The organism is Bacteroides sp. AF25-5LB, from assembly GCF_003602965.1.
GTDB classification, from domain to species: Bacteria; Bacteroidota; Bacteroidia; order Bacteroidales; family Bacteroidaceae; genus Bacteroides; species Bacteroides uniformis.
This window is the reverse complement of record NZ_QTMC01000014.1, coordinates 59,043-78,746: the sequence shown is the minus strand read 5'-3', so window position 1 is coordinate 78,746 and position 19,704 is coordinate 59,043. Positions and strand designations below refer to the sequence as shown.

Below are 19,704 nucleotides of genomic sequence, written 5' to 3'. Positions count from 1 at the left end.
ACTATGAAACTAAAAAAATATATAGCTTTTGCCGGAATGGCTGTTCTGATGCTTTGCAGTTGCAACGAGATGGAGAACGCACCGACAAACAAATTTACGGATAACTCTTATTGGACTTCCACCACCAAAGCCCAGTATGTGGTGAATATGGCTTACAGCCAGATGTACAATGCAGGCCGTATGTGGAGCGATGAAAGTTTGAGTGACAATGCTTACGACGGTCGCAGTGTGGACGACCAACGTGCCATTCGCAAAGGTATGGCCACTCCCTCGCTCGACATCTTCAAGAATGAATGGAAAGACCTTTACGGAGGTATAAAGACCTGCCACGTGTTCCTTGAAAAGGTGGATCTGGTACCCAACATGGACGCATCTGTTAAAGCACGTATGATTGCCGAGATACGCTATATCCGTGCAAGCCTCTACTTCCGTCTGACTAACCTTTATGGTGCAGTACCTTTCTTTACGGAGGACATCACGCTGGAAGAATCGCGGAGTGTAAGTCGTACAGACCGCGAAACCATTATCAGCTTCATTCACCAAGAATTGGAAGACATCAAGGATGCGCTTCCCACTCGCGACCAATTGCCCGAAGAAGACAAGGGCAAAATTACTAAAGGTGCCGTTTGTGCTTTGCAGGCTCGTGTCTACTTGATGGATAGCGACTGGAACAATGTGATGCTTTATTGCGACAATCTGATGAACAAACAAGGCGAATATGGTACTTATGCTTTATTTCCTGATTATGCCGGGCTTTTTGATGAAGCCAATGAGTATAATGAAGAGATTATCATGGATCGTTCTTATGTACCCAATTTGATTACTTGGGGTGAGATGGTAGACATGATTCCTTTGTCAAGAGGCGGACGTGCCGTGAACCGTGTGCCGCAGCAATCGTTGGTAGACACTTATCTGATGCTTAGTGGAAAGACTATCAGTGAAGCCGGGACAGATTATAACCCTGCTTATCCTTACGATAACCGTGACCCACGTCTCACCGCTACTATCATTTATGATGGCTATGATTGGAGTGGCAATGTGGACGATGGCAGTAAAGACGTAGTCATCAACATTCGTCCGGGTTCGGGAACCGATGCCTACGATGGTGGTGGAAACGGCACTTCTACCGGTTATTTCACTCGTAAGTATTATAATCCGCAGGCTTCCGGTGATCAGAATTCCGGTATGAACATCATCACTATGCGTTATGCTGACATCTTGCTGATGTATGCTGAGGCTGTTCACGAAACAAGCGGTATGACTGAAGCGGTATGGAACAAGACCATCCGTCCCATCCGCGAACGTGCCGGATTCACTGCCGATGCAGCCTTGAACTTTCCTGCCGGAAAGAGCAAGGAAGAGATGAGGCAGATTATTCGCGACGAACGTCGTGTAGAAATGGCGATGGAAGGTTTGCGCTGGTATGATATTAAGCGTTGGAAGGCTGGCAACGAATACTTGTCGGGCAAGGTGCGCGGTGCAAGCTTCGTGGACGAGAATAAGCTTGACACTCGCAAGTTCGAAGAGGCAAGAGATTACCTTTGGGCAGTTCCTATCAGTGAAATCAATTTGAATCCCAATCTGGCACCTAACAATCCGGGATATGGAAATTAACGTGTATCTAAACTCATTAAAAACAATAGAACAATGAAAACAATATTCTCAACAATAGCTCTTTTTTCGGTAGTCCTCTTTGCTACGTCTTGTACGGAAGACATGGAATACAAGGATTCCAAAGTTTCCTCAGTAAATCAGTTGTATGAACCCACTGACGGCAAGGAAGTAGTCTTGCAATCGTCGGCCAGCGCCAGCCTGTTCTTTGAATGGGAGTCGGCCAAGGCTGAAGATAGCGGTGCCCCTCTTTATGAAGTGGTATTCGATAAAGAAGGTGGAGATTTTTCTAAGCCTATTTACAAAGTGCTTTCTGACAATGGCGGTTCTTTGAGCTATGCTACCATCAGCCACAAGACATTGAACAAGGTTGGTGCGGCTGCCGGATTGAACAGTGGTGAGACGGGTACACTTGTTTGGACAGTAATGGCTTCCAGAGGTTTGAATTCTGTAATGGCAAAGGAAAGCAAGAAGCTCACCATCACTCGCTTGGTGGGATTTGAAGAGATTCCGGCACAGCTTTACTTGACCGGAAGTGCTACTGAAGGTGGTATGGATGCTTCTAAGGCCGTGGCGTGTGCTTCACCCGAAAAGGATAAGTTCGAAGTCTTTACGAAGTTGGAAGGCGGAAAGACTTACAAACTGGTAGATAGAGCAGCCGAAGGTGCCAAGGTGTTTTATATCAATGGCAATAAGATTATGGAAGGCGAAGGCGAGACAACCGTAGAAAAGACGGGAGTTTATCGCATTGAGATGGATTTCTCCATTGCATCTGTAACCGTCAGGGAAGTAAGTAAGATGGAATTCTACTTCTGCCCGAGTGGTGCCGCAACTTTTGAATTGCCTTATGTTGGAAACGGTGTGTTCTGCGGTCAGGATAAAATTGAGTTCAAGCAAGAAGGATGGGGGCGCGACCAACGCTATAAGTTCTTGATGACTTATGCTGATGGTAGTATACAGTATTGGGGAACCAAGAATACTACAGACTCTAATCCTGGTGCGGCTACTCCCGAAGATCCTTATTTCTACATTATGGAGACTCCTGATAACCAATGGGATCAGAAGTGGAAACTGAACAATGAATTCGATGGTGCGGCCGATGGCCACAATCCGGGTGCCATCACCAAGATTAGTGTGATATTCAATGTGGAGAACTATACTCATAAAGTGGAATTGGCCAACTAATTTAAGGAGAGATTATGAAAAAAATATTATTTTGTCTGCCCCTGCTTCTTTTGGCACTTCAATCGTGCGAGATAGAAGATGAGTATATGTATGATAAGGGGCTTTACACCATAGATTGGGATGCGGCTGCCGACAGCAGTTCTGTGACCCTGATAGATCGTTTCTGGAATACGGAAGAGAATTATTTCAACTACGGGAATGACGGTTCAATCAAGGATTTCCATTATTGGCCGCAGGCTCATGCTATGGATGTGATGATAGATGCTTACAATCGTACCGGAGATAGCAAGTACAGCGACTTGTTTGACAAATGGTATGTCGGTATCAAGGCAAAGAACGGTGGCAGTTATTGGAACAACTTTTATGATGATATGGAGTGGATTGCTCTCACCATGATTCGCTTGTACGAAGTTACTGATGAAAACAAGTATCTGGAAACTTCTCAAGAGATGTGGAATGAAATCAAGACCGGTTGGAACGATTACGCAGGTGGTGGCATTGCTTGGACTCACGACCAGCTATGGAGCAAAAATGCTTGTTCCAACGGCCCTGCTGCTTTGATTGCTGCTCGTCTTTACCGTATTAACGGGAATCAGGAGGATTTGGATTGGGCTGTCAATATTTATAAATGGGAGCGTGAAAATTTATTTAACCCTGCTACCGGCGCCATCTATGATAATGTGAACGGTGAGACGGGTGAGTTGAGTACACTTTCTCTTTCTTATAACCAAGGTACATTCTTGGGTGCTGCTTACGAACTGTATAAGATCACAGGAGAAGAGTCCTATTTGAAAGATGCTCGTAAGGCTGCCAATTTCGCTATCAGTAATAGCAGCATGATAGATACTGGAAATAATTTACTTCGTGATGAAGGCGATGGTGACGGAGGTTTGTTTAAGGGTATTTTCATGCGTTATTATGTGCAGTTGATTATGGAACCGAATTTGGACCCCATATATAAGAAGAAATTCATCACTTTCTTTAACAATAATGCTGAAATCTTGTGGCGAAAGGGAATCAATAAACTTGATTTGCTGTATAATACTAACTGGGCAATGAACAATAGCGGCAACAACCATCTGACTACGCAGACAAGTGGTTGTACTTTGATTGAAGCCAAAGCTCTCTTTGAAAAGAGCCTGAAATAAGTTAGCAATTAAAAGTGTGTCGAAACTCAATCTGGTTATTGGGTTTCGGCACATTTTTTTTTAGAGCCAGTTTTAATTGGCAGTTATTTTGGAAATAATGTTTTTAGAGACAACAGTTTTTTATATAAAATAAACACAAAAGATGAAACAGAATCAATATTTATTTCTACTGTTCGCCCTGATTGTTCTGACGGGCTGTGGCGGTACGCAGAAGAAATTAACCGAATATGTCAATCCTTTCTTGGGTACGGCTACTTTGTGGGAGCCTGAGGACTTAGGGTATACGCGCAAAATAAAGTCACGTACATGGGGTGCGGAAACTTATCCGGGTGCTACCTTGCCCAACGCAATGGTGCAGCTCAGCCCCGTTACACAGTTTCGTAGCGGTGCGGGCTATCAATATGAGGACACTGTGATTTATGGTTTTTCACATACTGCTAAAGGGCATTGGAACTTGTTGCATGTCCCCATGTTGCCAGTGGTGGGAACTATCGCTCCGGGTAATTATTGCTCCGGGTTTAGTCACGAGAAGGAATCTGCGCATCCGGGGTATTACCAAGTTTATCTGGAACGCTATAAAGTGAACGCCGAGTTGACCAGTACCTTGCGTTGTGCCTACCATAAATATACTTTCGGCAAGGGCGACGATAAGTCATTATTGGTAGACATCCGCCGTTCTAATAATGATGTCCGTGATTGGAAGATTGAGAAGGTTGACGATAATACGTTCACGGGTTATCAAGATGGCGATGGTAAAATCTACTTTTACGCTAAGACCAACTATAAAATAGGCCAAGTGGAAATGGTAAAAGACGACAAACATGAGGTGGCTGTGCTGCGTTTTATCGACAGCAAAGGTGTTGAACCTTTGGAAGTGAAGGCTGGTTTCTCGTTTGTGAGTATAGAGAATGCTCAAATGAATTTGAAGGCCGAAATGTTGAACAAAAGTTTTGCACAAGTGGCAGAAGAAGCCGATGCGGCTTGGGAAGCACTCCTCTCCAAGATTCAAGTTGCAGGTGGCACGGAACGTGAAAAGAGATTGTTTTATTCTACTTTCTTCCATGCTTTTAAATGGCCGGCTTTGCGTAGCGATGTGAATCATGAATATACTGATGTCCGTGGCGAAGTAGTGAATAACGGCTTCCACTATTACACTGACCCTTCTTTTTGGGACGATTATCGCAACAAACTGGTACTCATAGGTATGATTTCTCCCGATGTGACTACTGACATCATTAGGTCTATTATTGACAAAGGTGAGAAGCGTGACGGCTACATGCCCACCTTCTTCCATGGTGATCACGCTTCCACTTTTATTTCTGGTTCTTGGTTGCGTGGTTTGCATGATTTCGATCTGGAGCGTGCTTATAAGTTGATTCTGAAAAATGCTACGGTGCCCGGTAAAGGAGGACGTCGCTATTTGGATGAGTATATGGAGCGAGGTTGGATTGCTGAAAAAGACACAGTGAATGTACCCACATGGGACGAATACAAAGGGGCTGTGACCAAGACCCAGGAATATGCTTACGATGACTATGCCGTAGCCTTGGTAGCCAAGGAGCTGGGAGATGAAGCCAACTACAAACTGATGATGGAACGCTCCAACAACTACAAGACGCTATTCGACCCCTCTACCGGCTTTTGGAGAGGTAAGATTGACGATGGTAGCTGGATTCAGGATTTCGATCCGTATTATCCCTATTACCAGTACATGTACCGTGAGGCCAATGCATGGAACGCCCTCTTCTTCGCCCCCCACGACCCCGAAGGCATGATTAAGCTCTATCCCAGTAAAGAGGCGGTGGAGGCTAAACTGGATTCCTTATTCAGCGAACCGTGGAGAGGTTACGAGGCCCACAACCTGACCGGATTCATCGGAAACTATTGCCACGGAAACCAGCCGGGACACAGCATTCCTTACACCTATTATTTCATAGACAAACAAGAGAAAGCCCAATGCATTCTTGACAGTCTGATGAACCACTACTATGACATGGGTGCCGACAAGCTGGCTTATGCAGGGATGGATGATGCCGGCGAGATGTCTTCGTGGTATGTGCTCAATGCTATTGGACTTTACACTTATTCGCCTGCCGATCCTGAATATATTGTTACTGTTCCCTTGTTCGATAAAGTGACGTTCAATCTGAATGGTCGTCCCTTTACGATTGTGAAGAAAGGAAGCGGCAAGAAGATTATTGACATTACTTATAACGGTAAAAAGATTGACGGTTACTTTATCACCCATGACCAACTGAGGGAGGGCAAGGAACTGGTGATTACTACGGAATAGATAAACAATGGAGTTATGAAAAGAAATATACTGCTTCTATTCACATTCTTTGCTTGCATTACTGTACAAGGGCAGACTCCGGTTCGTTTGGTTGATCTGAGGAGCGAACATCTTGACAGACCTATAGGTTTGGATAATCCCGTTCCACGCCTTTCTTGGCGGATGGAAGATGGTAGGCAGGGAGCTGTGCAGACTTCCTGGCGGATTGTGGTAGACGAAGACTCGTTGAATGTGGTCAATGGCTGTGGCAGGATGTGGGATAGTGGAAAGAACGATTCCCGTAATCAGCTTGTGGCCTATGCGGGCAAAAAACTGCAGCCTTTCACTAGATATTATTGGAAAGTAATCTGCAGCGACATGGAATATAAGGAGACTGCTTCTCCTGTCTCTTACTTTGAAACGGGCATGATGGGGATGCAACATTGGCAAGGTGCTTGGATTGGCGATGGCAAGGATATTCATTATGGGCCTGCCCCTTACTTCCGAAAAGAGTTCAAGACCGGCAAAAAGGTAAAGTCAGCGCGTGCTTATATTGCCGCTGCTGGACTATATGAGCTTTACATCAATGGCGAGAAGATAGGAGACCACTGCCTTGCCCCTCTCTATACCCGCTTTGATCGCCGCAACTTGTATGTGGCTTATGATGTGACTTCACAATTACAGAATGGTGACAACGCTATTGGCGTACTTTTGGGTAACGGCTGGTATAACCATCAATCCAAAGCAGTGTGGGACTTCGACCGTGCCCCTTGGCGCAACCGTCCCACTTTCTGTCTGGACTTGCGCATTACCTACACCGATGGAAGCGTGGAGACTATTCCCACCGATCTCAGTTGGCGGACAGCGTCGGGTGCAATCACTTTTAATAGTATCTATACTGGCGAGCACTACGATGCACGTCTGGAGCAGAAAGGATGGAGCACTCCGGAATTCGATGATTCCAAGTGGCGCGGAGTAGCCTATCGGAGTGTACCTTCTTCCAATGTCACTGCCCAGCAAGTACATCCCATCCGTAATGTAAAGATTTTCCCCGCCGTCTCTTTCCGCAAAGTGGACGAGAAAACATACATCTATGATTTCGGGCAAAATATGTCCGGTGTGACTTGTATTCATGTTTCGGGTGAACGGGGAACGGAGGTCAGAATCAAACATGGCGAACGCTTACATCCAAATGGCCGCCTCGATCTCTCGAACATTGATGTCTACTTTCGAGGCGATAAGGAGAAAGACCCTTTTCAGACGGACATTCTCATTCTGAGTGGAGAAGAGGATGAGTTCATGCCCCGATTTAATTACAAGGGATTTCGTTATGTGGAGGTAGTGGCAGATAAGCCTATTGAGCTTGACCAAAACAGCTTGATTGCTTACTTCATGCACAGTGATGTGCCGGCAGTAGGTAGCTTGGAATCTTCGAGTCCACTGATAGGCAAGCTGCTCCATGCTGCCAATCACTCTTACCTTTCCAATCTGATGGGCTACCCCACCGATTGCCCTCAGCGCGAGAAGAACGGTTGGACTGGTGACGGTCATTTTGCCATTGAGGCAGCATTTTATAACTTTGATGGAATTACCGTTTACGAAAAATGGTTGGCCGACCATCGTGACGAACAGCAGCCCAACGGAGTGCTGCCCGATATTATTCCAACTGGTGGATGGGGATATGGTACAGACAACGGGCTGGACTGGACTAGTACTATTGCCATCATCCCTTGGAATATCTACCTCTTCTACGGTGATAGCAAGCCCTTGAGCGATTGTTACGAGAGCATCAAACGTTATGTGGATTATGTGGAGCGTATCTCTAACAATCATCTCACTACGTGGGGGCGCGGAGACTGGGTGCCGGTGAAGTCAAAATCCAATAAAGAGCTGACTTCCTCGGTCTACTTTTATGTAGATACCAAGATTTTGGCCGCTGCTGCCAAACTCTTCGGCAAACAGGCCGATTACGAATATTATAATGCCTTGTCGGAGGAGATAAAGCAAGCTGTCAATGATAAGTTCCTGAATCGAGAAACAGGCATCTATGCCGAAGGTTCACAAACCGAATTGAGTGTTCCCTTGCAATGGAAGATTGTGCCCGAAAAGTTGATAGGAAAAGTGGCAGCTAACTTGGCACATAAGGTAGAGGAGGACGGTTTTCACTTGGATGTGGGTGTATTAGGAGCTAAAGCTATTCTGAATGCACTCAGCGAAAATGGTTATGCTGAAACAGCTTATAAGGTGGCTGTACAGGACACTTATCCTTCATGGGGTTGGTGGATGGTGAACGGTGCCACTACGCTGCTCGAGAACTGGGATTTGCAGGCTACTCGTGACATCTCGGACAATCATATGATGTTCGGTGAAATAGGTGCTTGGTTCTACAAGGGGCTGGGAGGTATTTTCCCTGATCCCGCGCAACCTGGTTTTCAAAACATTCTGCTCCGTCCCCATTTCATAAAGGGATTGAAACGGTTTGAAGCTCGTCATCGGTCGCCTTACGGTGAAATTGTTTCTCGCTGGGAATGGAAAGGGAAATGTGTGCATTATGAAGTTACAGTGCCCGCTAACAGTACAGCTACACTCACTTTACCTGACAAGGCCGAGAATGTACGGGTGGTGGAACTGGCGGCAGGAAGATATGAGTTTATTGTAAAGTGACCTTGTACTTCATTTATGCTTGCAAATATGTAATTAGCGGGTTTGCCACGTTGTTGTGGCATAACTCGCTAATTTTTATAGTCGGTATGTTAAGGGATGGCTTTTTCATTCTTATAGCCTGATCTTTCCCTCCAACCGTATATCTTCCGACGAAGCCCCTATCAGCAGCTTCACCGTTCCGGGTTCTACAACGAACATCTGCTTTCCTTCGTTCCAATAGCCGAGCTCCTCTTTGGGAACGGTAAGCGTCACTTCCCGGGTTTCGCCGGCCTTGATGGGGATACGCTTGAAGGCGCGCAACTGCTTGGAAGGACGTTCCACTTTGGAGTCCGGATAGCTGGCATAGAGCTGTACGACTTCTTCTCCGTCGCGTCCGCTGGTATTCTTCACTGATACCGTCACGCGGATGTTCTTCTTGTCTTGCTTGACGGATTCAATCTTCTCGTACGTAAAGTCGGAATAGCTCAGACCATAGCCGAAAGGATAGAGCACAGGGCCTTGGTGGTACATATACGTACGTCCGTTGCGGATGTCGTAGTCCATCATGTCGGGCAGGTCGATGATGTCTTTCACCCACGTCTGTACGGTACGTCCGGCTGGATTTACCTTGCCGAAGAGTACGTCGGCCAGTCCGTTGCCCTGCTCCTGGCTGCAGTGGGTGATGTGAACGATGGCAGGCACGTGCTCCTGGCTCCAGTTGATGGTGTAGGGGAAACTGCTGACGAGCACCAGTATGGTATTGGGATTGGCTTTGAGCACCAGCTTCACCAAGTCTTCATCGGGCAGCATCAGCGATTTGCGGTCCACGGCTTCGCGGCCGTCACTGGGGACGGGAGAGAACTTCCAGTCCGCACGTGTGCCGTAAGGATGGTTTCCTACACATACAATGGCGATGTCGGCGGCTGCGGCAGCCTTTTCCGCCTGGCCCATGCGGTTGTCTTCGGCGTGGATGATTTCGGTTCCTTCTTTCACAGCATTGCGTATGCCACTCAGAATCGTTGTTTCGTAAGGCGGGGTACCACTATACCAGTCTTGTACGATTTTGTCCGAATACGGGCCTATAACGGCTATTTTACGCAGCTTTCCGGCATCGAGTGGCAGGAGATTCTTGTTTTTCAATAATACCACGGACTTGGCGGTGACTTCCCGTGCCAGCCTGCGGGCTTCTGCTGTCATGAAAGGCGGTGCCTGCGTACTGTCCTTTCCGATGGAGAGATAAGGGTTACGGGAGTGGTCCCCGTCCAGCAAGCCAAGCTTGAGGGCGACGAAGATGTTCCCGCGGATGGCTTTGTCAATGTCGGCTTCGGTCAGCAATCCCTTTTCCAGCGCTTCCTTGACGTAAGGAACGTATACGTCGAGAAACTGTCCTGTGGTGGCTTTTACTACGGCAGCGGCACCCTCCGCAAAGCTTGGAAAACTCTTGTGCGCTTCAATCAGCAGTTTCAGGGCACCGCCGTCCGTACAGATGATACCGTTGTTGCCCCATTGCTTGCGGGTAATCTCTTTGAGGCAGGGATGGATGGACATGGGGATGCCGTTCCAACTGTTGTAGGCGGCCATGAAGGCGCGGCTGCCTCCCTCGGTGATGCCTTTATAGAAAGGATAAGCGTAGTATTCATGGAACAGCCGCGTGTCGAAGTCGGAGGAAGTGCTGTCCCGTCCGTCCTCGTTACTATTAGCAAGGAAGTGTTTCATCAGAGAGGCAGTTTTCCAGTAGCGGGGATGATTGCCTTGCAGGCCGCGTACGCTGGCAATGGTGAGTTGGGCGGTGAGGAAAGCATCTTCTCCGAAACTCTCCTCGGTACGTCCCCAGCGCGGGTCGCGGGCAAGGTCGGCATTCGGAGCGCGCATCACGAGGGCATGACGCTTGTTACCGGTGGTCTGCATGTAGTAGCGGGCTTCTTCAGCGGCTTGTTCCGCTACTTTCTGCACCAAATCGGTGTCCCATGTGGAGCCCAGACCGTAGGATTGGGGGAATATGGTGGTGGGGCAGTCTGTGGGGACTACTTTCCCATCTTCCGTTCTTTGGCGTCCGCCCCACATGGCAGGCCCGCCGAGGGTCAGCCCGTGCAGTCCTTCGTAGTGTCCGCAACGGGGAATGTTGAGGCGGGGGACACCGAGGTCGGTGGAAAGAAGGTTTATCTTTTCATCCAATGTCAGGATGGAAAGAAGATGGTCTACGCGCTGTTCGTCGGTGAGCGTGGTATCTTGGAAGGCTTGTGTTTGTTGTGCGCTTGTCTGCAGGCAAAGCAGCAGAGAGAAAATGAGGAGTAGTGACTTGTTTCTCATGGTTCATTAGGGTTTAATGGATTCAATGTAGTGAGTTGTCATAGCAAACATTCTTGGTTGTTATCTCAATCTATACCTTTTGTCTGCACGAGATGTGCATCTCGTACATGAAAGGATAGGGGATTATGGGATGGACATTCGTTGCAACCGTCCGTCCTGCGGCAGACAGAGCAACCCTTCGGCTTTCTTTTCGTCTGCCAGATACTTCTTCCACGTAATCTTGTCCCACTTCATTTGGTCTGTGCATTGTGCCACGGGGATATGGGGGATGGCCGAACCGTCCTTTACAAGAATGATGATGGGCAGGGTGCCGCACTCGATATGGTTCCATCCCGGAGCATACACCTTTCCGGTCTGGTAGTCTATCCATTTCTGCCGTCCGGGGAGGTAGACATCCCGTCCGCTGCCCTCTTCGAGCATGGGTGCCACGAGGAGATTGGAACCGAACATGTACTCGTCCTCTACCAGCCATGCACCCGGGTCGTCGGGATACTCCAGCAGCAGGGCGCGGAGCATCGGCCAGCCGTTTTCGGTGCACTCTTTGGATTGTGCATATACGTAGGGCATCAGTTTGTACTTCAGTTCGGCACAACGGCGGAAATAGTCTGTGAACTCTTTCCCGTAGTACCACGGCTCGGTGGGAGGTGCTCCGTGCACGCGGCTGTGGCTGGTGAGGAAGCCGAAGGGCAGCCAGCGGCGGTAGAGGCTTTCGGGGCTTTGGGTCACGAAGCCGCCTATGTCATTGCTCCAGAAGCAGAATCCGCTCAGTCCGATGGAGAGGCCGCTGCGGATGGTTCCCTCGAAACCGGTTTCGGTAGTGGCGGCGTCACCGCCCCAGTGCAGCGGGTAGCGTTGTGAGCCTGCCCATGCGGAACGTGCCCAGATAATGTTTTCGCCGTGTATCTTCTTGATTACCTCGGCCACGGTCTTGTTGTAGCGCAGGGGATAGAGGTTGTGTTCGTATAGTCCGCTACGGCCGTTGGCATAGATGGCATCCAGTGGGGCACCTTCGCCGAAGTCTACTTTGATGGCGCCTACACCCATTTCAATCAGGTTGCCGAGCTTCTTTTGATACCACTGCACGGTTTCGGGGTTGGTGAAGTCCAGCACCACGTCCTCGTAGGGGAGCTGTCCCTTGCCGTTGCGCACGTACAGACCGCGTTCTACCAACTCAGGGAAGAACTTGTTTTTCGGAGTGAAATAGGGAAGTTGCCAGAGGCAGGTGCGGAAACCTTGTGACCTCAGGTCGGTGAGCATCTGCCGGGGATTGTCGAAGCGGTCGGCGGCAAAGGCGTAGTCGCATTGCCAGTCCACGCTGAACCAGCCGGTATCGAAGTGGATGACATCGCTCGGTATCTTGTTCTCACGCAGTTTCCGGGCTACGTCGCGGCCCTCTGCTTCGCTGAAGTAGGTGATGCGGCTCATCCAGGTGCCGAAGCTCCACAAGGGGGGCATTTCGGGCCGTCCTACCAGTGCGGTGTATTCGCTCAGCATCTCCTTCGGCGAACCTAGGAAGATGAAGATGTCCATCGCTTCGTCTGCCATGAAGAGTTTGGTGGCTCCGATGTAGGAACAGCCGAAGTCGCAGGTCACGGGGGCGGAAGTGTGCATGAACATGCCGTAGCCACGGTTGCTGAAGAAGAAGGGGATGGGCTTGTACATGTCCGGGGTTTCGGGGCCCTGCGGGTCGGTGACAAAGAGGTTGACCTTCTGCCCGGCCTTGTTCAGTGCGGTGGCGGACTCGCCGCAACCGTAGATTTTCTCGTTCGGCGCGAGGCTGAATACGGGATTGATGCTGCGTGAGTTGTCCGAGCCGCGCTTGATGAAGCTGAATGGAGGTACCTTGACCTGCGTAGAGTCGTTGTCGCTCCAGCAACGGGTCTGTGTCAGCAGGCGTCCGTCGGCGTCTTTCAGTACCAGACGCCAGGGATAGTTCTGGATGAGCAGGCTGCCGTATCGGGAGGTGTACAGCGTACCTTTGTCCGTCTTCTCGGCTTTCCAGAAGGAGCGTCCGTCGGCGGGCTTTCCTATGAGCATGGGGTCGTCAGCATCTTCTTTCGGCACGATGGGCGAGGTGAGCATACGGATGCGGAGGGTACGTTCGCTGACCGGCTCGACGGTGAACGTCAGTTGCGGGTTATTGTCGTAGGCGGTCTCCGGGAAGTCCAGCGACTGGAGGGGCTGGTGCAGGTAAGTGTTTGCATTGAATGCCTGGCGGGGCATCAGTTGCTGGCGTTTCCACTGGACGGTTCCTTTACCGGTGGAGGTGTCGAACGATACCAGACTGTCGGCGAAGAAATAGGTGTTGCTGAGGTCCAGAAAATCCTGGCTCATGTCTTTCGACTGGGAAAGCAGGTATTGCACGCCGGCATTTGTTTTCAGTTGGGCATGCGCGGGCGGGGTGGCAGTTGCTGCCAGCAGCATAAAAGCTGCCCCTTTCATCAGTTGTCTCTCTTTCATGATAAATATATGATTTACGGTTACTGTTTCGATGCCGTAAAAGTAGAGAAATCCACACAGATGAAAGGGGCAGGTATGTTGCTTATGTGGGGCTGAAATGTTTATTTTGCTTCTATTTGTTTCCTTTAAGGATGCCGGTGTCCGTATCTTCGTTCTGTATGCGCTTGGCGGCAGTCTTGCGTTTTCGTCCGAAGTCCATGCCGTAGGTCACTTTCACCAGCAGCATACGCGAGGTTTCGTTGACGTATTGGTAGCTGGTATTCCCGGCCCGGCGGTTCCAGTTTTCGCTGCCTATGCGGTAGTTGTCCATGAAGGGATTGTTCATGGCAAGGGTAAGGCTGAAACGCTTCTTGAAGTAGGTCAGAGCGATGTCGTGCAGGTCTTCGCCCAAGGCCAGCGTTTCGCCGTAGAGGGTGGGACGGTGGGTGCGCAGGTTGAAGGTGAGAGCCATGCACTTGTAGGCAGCTTGGGCGTTGACCACGGCGTAGAGGTTGCAGTGCGTGTGGTGGTAGTCGGCGGCGCGGCTGTCAAAGTAGTCCATGCCGAGGGCGGCACGCAGCGAAATCAGTCCGTGCATCAGCTGGTAGCGGAATTCGTATTCGGCGTTCCATTTCTGCCAGCTGTCCTGGTTGGCCATCTCGCGTACAAAGAGGTTCTGCTCCTGCCGGGTCTGCTCCATGATGGGGTTGTTGCGGTAGTGGAAGCTGAGGTTGAGGGCGGTGCTCCAGTCGGTGCGGTGGTAGTCTAGGGTCAGCCGGTTGCGGTATTCGGTGGAAGGGGTGAGCAGGGCATTGCCGCGGCGCAGCTGGTAGTAGTCCAGTTGCTGCTCCACGCAGCTCAGCTCGGCCAGGGTGGGGGCGATGCTCTCCACGCTGCCCCGATATCGGATGGTGAAGCGGTCCGAGGGGGTGAATCCGGCACGGAGGATGGGGCGCAGCAGCAGGCGATGGTAAGACTGCTCTTCTTGGCTTGCCCGGAGGTAGCTGCCGCCCATACCTACGGACAGGTTCCATTTTTCCATCTTGCGGTTCCATTCGGTGTAGAGGTAGAGTTCTGAGTTGTGCAGGCGGTTCTCCGTGTTCTCGGTGCCGAAGTAGCGGTTGTTGGCGTAGCCGTAGGTCTGCTTCAGGCCGATGCTCCACGTGTCGGTGGGGGAGGCGGACTTCTCGTAGAGGGCTTCAGCGATGAGGGCGTACTTCTTGCCGTCCACGTTGTTGCTGAGGCGACTCAGGGGAGAAGAGGCATTGTCTTGGCTTATCAGATAGTCCAGGCGGCTGTCGGTGTCGGTGTAGCTGCCGGTGAAGTCGAGGATGAGCGTCTGTCGGCGGGGCAGGTTGTGTTGATAGTAGAGGTCGAGGGCGGTTGTGGCGGAGTGGTCGCGGCTGTGGTTGAGCAATTCCAAGGGGGAAGTGGAGAGTTCGGGGTTGTAGAGGCGGCTGTCCAGTTCGGACTTGGGCGTGTTGAGGTACTTGCCGCGCAAAGCCACGTTCAGCATCCGGTTGTCCGCTTTTAGGTAATTGTAGTTCAGGGTGAGCCAGTGGTGGTTATAGCGCAGGCGGCCGGGGATTCCTTCTTCTTGCTGCAGCACGTGGCGGTTGTCGTCGAAGAGGTATTCTTCGCGGTTCTCGTTGTAGAACTCTTTGAAAGCGGCATGTTGCATGTCGTAGTTTACGCTCCACTCCGATGCCTTGTGGTTGTATTTCCCGGAAACGCGGTTCACGCCATATACTGTGTTCACGGCCTCCATCAGGTCTGCCATGAATCCGCCTCCCTGCATGCTCTGTTTCAGCTTGTAGTTGATGACGACGGCTGCATCCTTGAAGCGTGCGCCGGGATTGTCGTTGTGCTCCACACGCGCCACTTCATCGGGCTTCAGGGCAAGGATGTCCTTCAGTTCCACAGGACGGCCGTTGATGCAGAAGACGGGAGTGCCGCCGCCCGATACTTCTACAGTGTTGAATAGACTGTTCACTTGCAGGCCGTTGAGCTGCATCTTCTCCAACAGTCCCAGTGCGTTGGTGGAAAGCTGCTTCTGCTGTGCGGTAGGGAAATAGATGTTCCGGTCGCCGCGCCGGAGGCAGGGAGAGGCTTGCACTACGACTTCTTGGGTTTCTACGTCTATCAGCAGACTGTCCTGATGATAGGTTTCTGTCATTTTCTGTGCGTGTGCGGCAGCGATGGTTGCTGCCAGTGCGAGGAGGATAAGTACGATTCTTCTGTTCATATAACTTTGCTTTTTAGTTTTTCGTTTTGAAATCCGTTGGCAAAGCTATGGATGAATCCCGGTAGGGGCAAGAATGTGGGACAGACGACGGCTGAAGGTGATGTGTGACGGCTGTTTGGGACGAATGGAGGGATGAATGGACTTAAATACGGATGCTCCGGTAGATGGCTGCGGCGTATTGGCGCGATACGGGGACTTGCTCTTTGGTGGCTTTCAGGGTCAGCCGATAACCTTGTCCGTTACCCGATACATGCTCTACGTGGGCTATATTCACAATGTAGGCTCGGTGGCAGCGCATGATGCCTTGCACTCCTTGCAGTTGTTCTTCCATCTGCTTCAGGGTGCAGCGCAAGGCTTTGTGTACTTCTTTTCCCTCATATAGATAGTGCACGAGGGCATAGTTCCCGTCCGACTCCACGAAGAGTAGTTCTGCAGGCGATTTCAGTTCCACTGTCTCCCGGCTGTTGCCTTCCAAATGCAGAGGGCTGTCGGCTGTTTTAATGTGTTCGGGGGAAGCGGCGCTTTCCGCGGAACCGGAAGCAGTGGGGTTACCGGAAATTCTGCAGGCTTCGGAGGAGGCTTCTTCCGGCATCTGCAGGTTCTGTTTCTTCTTTTCCTTGGCCAGTGCCTCGTTCAGTTCCATTACCTCCTGCAGGCGCTTGGCAAGCTGGCGGCTGTGTTCCATATAGTAGCTGAACAAAGTGAGGAAGAAAGAGATGATGAGTGTATATCCGCTGTTTATCCAGAACGCTTTCAGCGTGAAACGTCCGTCGGGATAAAACCAGCCTTGCCGGATGTCTCCGGCGTAGGCCCATGCAGAATAGCAACAGATGAAAGCTCCCATAATGGGGCAGATAAGCAGTCCGACGGCAATGTTGCGTTTGAAGTCCCATTCTTCCCGTCGCGGCATTCGCAGCGCGTAGGTTGTCAGCAAGCTCGCCAGCAGATAGGTGATGGCAGACAATACGGCATAGCCCACGATGATGGGGTACTTGTAGTGCTCCACCCGGTCTATGCCGAAGGGCTGTAGCAGCACCATGATAATGATGCATGCCACTCCGGTGTAGAGCGCATAGAAGAAGGGGCCGTGTTTCATTTCTTCTTCCCGTAGAAACACATGAAATACACCCCGATAATCACAAACGGGATACTGAGCCACTGGCCCATGTTCAGCGTCATGTTGTCCTCAAAGTTCACCTGGTTTTCTTTCAGGAACTCGATGAAGAAACGGAAGGTGAAAATCTCCGTCAGGCAGAGTCCGAAGAAGAAACCGCGGTGATAGGGCAGGGAGGCTTCGGCCTGCAAGGTGGTTGATTTCCGCTTGGTGGTGCTGAAATCTGTTTCAAGTTTGCTCTCTTGTTTCTTCTGCCCGCGTTTGTATAGCCAGACCATTCCCAAGAAGAAAATGAAGTAGGCGATGGCTTCGTAGAGCTGTGCCGGATGGCGGGGCAACATGTCTTCTCGTTCGAAGATGAATGCCCAGGGCACGTCGGTCGGTTTGCCGATGATTTCGGAATTCATCAGGTTGGCAAGGCGGATGCAGCAGGCGGTGATGGGAGTGGCAACGGCTATCATGTCGAGCACGTCCATGTAGTGCATCTTCGTCTTGCGGCAGTACATCCAGAGGGCGATAATCAGGCCCAGCGTGCCGCCGTGGCTGGCAAGGCCGGTGTAACCCGTCATTTTCCATCCTGCGGCGGTCTGCTTGATGGGGAGAATCATTTCAACGAAGTGGTCTTGGTAGTAGGCCCAGTCGTAAAATATGCAGTGGCCCAGTCGTGCGCCTATCAGTATGCCGAAGAAGCAATAGAAGAAAAGAGGTTCGAATTTCTTTTCGTCTATTTTGCGGTCGCGGTACTGGTGTTGCACGATAAGGTAGGCAAAAGCGAGGCCGATAATCCATAACAAACCGTAGTAGCGGATGGATATGCCGAAGAAGTTGAATAGTTCGGGGTCGGGGTTCCAGTTGATGGTGAGTAGTGATAGCATATTTATGAAGAATTAAATTACTGAATTACGGGGTTGTTCGGGACAAAGGTATGAAATTATCTCGTTTGGCAGTTCATTGTGGCAGTTTATTTGAATTTCTCCGCCACCATCCTATACGTCGGCACCTCAATCCCTTGTGCCTCTGCAGCCGTAATCATGTCGAACAACAAGCCTTGTACTTCGCTCTGATGCCCTTTGGCCATATCTTTCTGCATGGAGGCGGTACTTTCGGGGGCGAGTTTGTCTATTACTTTGAGGTTATACTGCACGATGTCTTCCTTAAATTCTATACCCAACTTCCTGCCCAAAGCTGCACTCTCTTGTGACAGTCCGATAAAGGTGTCGCGCACTTTGCCCGGTTTCTGGACTTCGCCCATAGGTACGTCGTAATAGGCTCCGGTGACGGCCATAGCAGAAATGAAGGACCACTTGACGAATGTGTCCCGGTTGATGTCGTCGGAGATTTCGGCTTTGATGCCGCTTTCCTGCAAATCGCGTTGCACGGCTTCCAATGTTTCACGGGAAACAATCGTGCCGCGGTGTGCTCCGTAGACGAGCCGGAAAATCTTTCCCATCTGCGTGATTTCTCCCCGTCCGGATACGAATCCTACGATGTAGATGCAGCCGTCGAGCACTGTGACGCCGGGGACCAACCGTTGGATACGGGGACCGGTTCCGTAAACATTCAGGATGGGGATTACCACTGTACGCTCGTGTGAGGCACGTTTGATGAGTTCCGTAATGGAGTCTACGGAATAACCTTTGACGCAGACGAAGATAACATCCGCTTTGCCTTGGAATTCTTCTGCGGTAAATGTCGCCACTTTCAGACAATGTTCACCTTTCAAATCGGAGTGCAGTTGCAGACCGTTCCCGCGTATGGCGGCAAGGTGTTCGCCGCGTGCAATGCAAGTGACGTCTTTGCCGGATAATGAAAGAAAGGCGGCGATGCTTCCGCCTACGCCGCCGGTACCTGCTATGAGGTATTTCAGATTACTGTTTGCCATTTGTTGTGTATGGTTTATTGAACGTAGTTTTCCTTTTCCATATAGTAAAGCCCTTCGCCCCGGTCACCGTTCTCCATGTCTTCCAGCTCTACTTTGAAGATACGGTAGGGAAGGTCTTTTCTGGGATGCTTGGGCATGTCTACTGTCAATAGATAGGCGTTGCCATATTCGTTGCTGTCGAAATATTCTTTTATTTCCTGCTTCATCAGCACGGGGACTTTCTCGCCGTCTATCCAGACGGTGACTTTCAGTTGCCCGGGGCGGGGAGCCATCTGGCATTCTTTGGCTTCTTCGTTTTGTTCTTGTTGCTCAATGTCACTCAGGTTTTCACCGTGTACCAATGACTCGGGCTTTGTTTCTTTCATCCATTGGTAGGTACGTGTCAAGCTCATGGGACGGACGTATATCTGATAAGTAGGCATGGCTCCGGGGATGCGGAAAGCACGCAGGCCATAAGCTTCCATACGATGATAACGTATGTCGAGTGTAGTGTCGCGGTCGGCGATGAAATCCCAGGCCCAGAATTCCAGGCGGTGTTCAGTCTCGGGCAGCCCGCTTTTCATGGCAATGTGTGCATAGGAGGGCAGATAAATAGAGGCTGCACTTTGATATTTCCCTTTGGGTATACGGGCCGTGTAATGCCCGTCTTTGTCGGTTATGGCTTCTATGATGTCATTGAACTGCGGGTTTTGCCACCAGATGCTGGCACTGTCTATCGGCTGTCCGTTGTAATCAGTCACCCGTCCGTGAATGGTTACTGAGTCTTGCTGTTGTGCATAAACGGCAGTACAGGACAATAAGAATAAAAGGAAGATAATCTGTTTCACAGTATTGTTATTGTATGGAGTTTATTAG

12 protein-coding genes are annotated in these 19,704 nt (G+C 50.3%); 5 read left to right on the top strand and 7 right to left on the bottom strand.

The features are described from left to right. Positions 1 to 3: 3 nt before the first annotated feature. From DWY57_RS15150 to DWY57_RS15130, 5 genes are all read left to right on the top strand, one after another. Entirely contained in the window at positions 4 to 1,614 is a 1,611-nt protein-coding gene (locus DWY57_RS15150) for a RagB/SusD family nutrient uptake outer membrane protein (RefSeq protein ID WP_117964346.1), read from the top strand. 33 nt (positions 1,615 to 1,647) lie between these two features. Further along, a complete protein-coding gene (locus tag DWY57_RS15145) occupies positions 1,648 to 2,796 on the top strand; it encodes a SusE domain-containing protein (RefSeq protein ID WP_119962008.1) in 1,149 nt (382 codons plus the stop codon). Between the two features lie 14 nt (positions 2,797 to 2,810). Beyond that, a complete protein-coding gene (locus tag DWY57_RS15140) occupies positions 2,811 to 3,944 on the top strand; it encodes a glycoside hydrolase family 76 protein (protein WP_005824849.1) in 1,134 nt (377 codons plus the stop codon). Positions 3,945 to 4,086: 142 nt separating this feature from the next. Then, complete coding sequence (locus DWY57_RS15135; RefSeq protein ID WP_119962007.1) at positions 4,087 to 6,237, top strand: GH92 family glycosyl hydrolase; 2,151 nt, start codon at positions 4,087 to 4,089, stop codon at positions 6,235 to 6,237. A 15-nt stretch (positions 6,238 to 6,252) separates the two neighbouring features. Further along, a complete protein-coding gene (locus tag DWY57_RS15130) occupies positions 6,253 to 8,880 on the top strand; it encodes a glycoside hydrolase family 78 protein (protein ID WP_119962006.1) in 2,628 nt (875 codons plus the stop codon). 111 nt (positions 8,881 to 8,991) lie between these two features. Here the strand turns inward: DWY57_RS15130 and DWY57_RS15125 are convergent, their stop codons facing one another. From DWY57_RS15125 to DWY57_RS15095, 7 genes are all read right to left on the bottom strand, one after another. Continuing rightward, on the bottom strand, positions 8,992 to 11,169 hold the full coding sequence (locus DWY57_RS15125; RefSeq protein WP_119962005.1) for a glycoside hydrolase family 3 C-terminal domain-containing protein: 2,178 nt from the start codon (positions 11,167 to 11,169) through the stop codon (positions 8,992 to 8,994). A gap of 123 nt (positions 11,170 to 11,292) precedes the next feature. Beyond that, a complete protein-coding gene (locus DWY57_RS15120) occupies positions 11,293 to 13,629 on the bottom strand; it encodes an alpha-xylosidase (RefSeq protein ID WP_119962004.1) in 2,337 nt (778 codons plus the stop codon). A gap of 112 nt (positions 13,630 to 13,741) precedes the next feature. Continuing rightward, on the bottom strand, positions 13,742 to 15,853 hold the full coding sequence (locus DWY57_RS15115) for an outer membrane beta-barrel protein (protein WP_117599898.1): 2,112 nt from the start codon (positions 15,851 to 15,853) through the stop codon (positions 13,742 to 13,744). Between the two features lie 142 nt (positions 15,854 to 15,995). Next, positions 15,996 to 16,949 carry a LytTR family DNA-binding domain-containing protein gene (locus DWY57_RS15110; RefSeq protein WP_117599897.1) on the bottom strand — a complete coding sequence of 318 codons (954 nt, stop codon included), beginning with the start codon at positions 16,947 to 16,949 and terminating at the stop codon, positions 15,996 to 15,998. Beyond that, complete coding sequence (lgt, locus tag DWY57_RS15105) at positions 16,946 to 17,842, bottom strand: prolipoprotein diacylglyceryl transferase (protein ID WP_117599896.1); 897 nt, start codon at positions 17,840 to 17,842, stop codon at positions 16,946 to 16,948. Before lgt ends, DWY57_RS15110 begins: the two co-directional genes overlap by 4 nt. A gap of 86 nt (positions 17,843 to 17,928) precedes the next feature. Then, positions 17,929 to 18,849 carry a ketopantoate reductase family protein gene (locus DWY57_RS15100; protein WP_117599895.1) on the bottom strand — a complete coding sequence of 307 codons (921 nt, stop codon included), beginning with the start codon at positions 18,847 to 18,849 and terminating at the stop codon, positions 17,929 to 17,931. 14 nt (positions 18,850 to 18,863) lie between these two features. Further along, a complete protein-coding gene (locus DWY57_RS15095) occupies positions 18,864 to 19,676 on the bottom strand; it encodes a carboxypeptidase-like regulatory domain-containing protein (protein ID WP_117599894.1) in 813 nt (270 codons plus the stop codon). Between the last annotated feature and the right edge of the window lie 28 nt (positions 19,677 to 19,704).